Raw genomic sequence first — 1,826 nt, forward strand, 5'->3', positions numbered from 1 at the left:
AATCGAGTAGGAGGGGGTGACTAACCCCCGACCTCTCACACCACCGTACGTACCGTTCGGTATACGGCGGTTTCAATTAAGTCGAACGTAGTGTTTGATACCTTATAAGCAAACTTTTGAGCCCTTGACTTACCCAATATTGGTTATCAAGGGCTCTATCTAGTATCGGGCTTTTAGCGATACGCCAGTAACCCAGCCTAGTATTTGCCCACTCCCATGCCTTGTTAGTTTGTATTCCTAACTTCGTTAGGTTTCTATGTTTTGTTTTAACTTTCTTCCACTCTTTCCACCGAATCATTCGCAGTCTTCTCCGAATCCACTGGTCTAGCTTGGCTAGAATCGAGGGGGTATCGGCTAATTGATAATACCCCAGCCAGCCAACCAAGTAACGGTTTAGCTTCTCTAACCTGTTTTCCATGCTGATAGACCATTTCCTCGAAGTAATTTCTCTTATTCTCTGTTTGAAACGTTGAATACTTTGTTTTGCGATTCGAATCTTTGGTTTCTTTCGATGAGAGGTGAAAGTAAAACCTAGAAACTTGCGTTTCCATGGGCGGTCTACTGCACTTTTCTCATGATTCACTTTGAGTTTGAGTTTGTTCTCAATGAATGTGGTGATACTTTCCATAATGCGTTCTCCTGCTCTCTTTGAGCGAACATAGATATTACAGTCATCCGCATAACGAACAAACCGCAATCCCCTCCTCTCCAACTCCTTATCAAGTTCATCCAATACGATGTTTGACAAGAGTGGGCTAAGTGGACCACCTTGAGGGGTTCCCTCTGTGTTAGGACTGACAAGTCCTTTTTCCATTACACCTGACTGTAGATATCTCCGTATTAATTGGAGAACCTTTGGATCTTTTATCCGGTTGCTTAATGTTCTCATAAGCCGGTCATGATTCACTTTATCGAAGAACTTCTCTAAATCGATGTCCACTACCCATCTATATCCTTCTTTAATATAGCGTTTAGCTTGTCGGACTCCGTCATGACCACGCTTATTCGGTCTAAACCCATAACTTTGTTTAGAGAACAAGGGGTCAAACTCCTTGTTGAGTACTTGCGCAATAGCCTGTTGGATGAAACGATCCATCACTGTGGGGATACCTAGCTTCCTTACTCCGCCGTTCGGTTTTGGGATTTCGACTCGACGTACGGGTTGGGGAAGATAGGTTCCGTTTATCAGTTCGCTCCTTATGGTTCCCCAGTGTTCCATGAGATGCGGTCGTAGGTTCTTTACGCTCATCCCATCTACACCGTGGCTTCCTTTATTTCGTTCCACTCTTTCGAGTGCACTAGTAACATTCTGATATGATAAGATTCGTTTCAACATAGATATCAAGCTCCTGCGTGAATCAGTCATTCTTCTTGTGTGGTGCTACTTTCAGCCCTTCTAATGTCCCCCGTGGATTCACCACTTCCTCCATTAGGAAGGATAATGTTTCTGCTTCATCAAGCAACACGTACGCCAAGTGCTGATTCTCCTTAATTGATTCAGTCCTTCCCAATGGCTCTAGATACCATTGGTACTATGACTTCTGCTGACTTCTGACTGTTCAGCTATTTATCACTAAATAGGTTACCGAGTGTGTTCGGCTTAACAGTCAGACCTCCCTGGGTAAGAGTACAATCTTTCCCTCCATCTATCTGCTTCATTTACTTAGTATCGCTTTCGACAGAAAGGACTTTGTTTTGTTTTGCAAACTCATCCAACGATACCATAGCCTCATATGAAGTTCGTGTTCCTCAGACCGGAGGTTTGCCGCTCGCTTCCTTCAGATTCCACGTCGCCATGGACACCCTTGCGTTAAGCTAACTGCTAC

General features: G+C 44.1%; 1 protein-coding gene. It reads right to left on the minus strand.

Annotation, left to right across the window (positions count from 1 at the left end; genetic code table 11):
* Nucleotides 1-76 precede the first annotated feature (76 nt).
* Nucleotides 77-1,336, minus strand: a complete 1,260-nt coding sequence (gene ltrA / locus D3H55_RS23535; protein ID WP_119549759.1) for a group II intron reverse transcriptase/maturase — start codon at nt 1,334-1,336, stop codon at nt 77-79.
* Nucleotides 1,337-1,826 lie beyond the last annotated feature (490 nt).

Origin of the sequence: Bacillus salacetis (assembly GCF_003581585.1) — a bacterium.
Taxonomy (GTDB): Bacteria; Bacillota; Bacilli; order Bacillales; family Bacillaceae_B; genus Rossellomorea; species Rossellomorea salacetis.

Excerpts from the sequence above, each read along its gene's own strand:
- ltrA (WP_119549759.1), bottom strand. The coding sequence starts at position 1,336 with ATGTTGAAACGAATCTTATCATATCAGAATGTTACTAGTGCACTCGAA.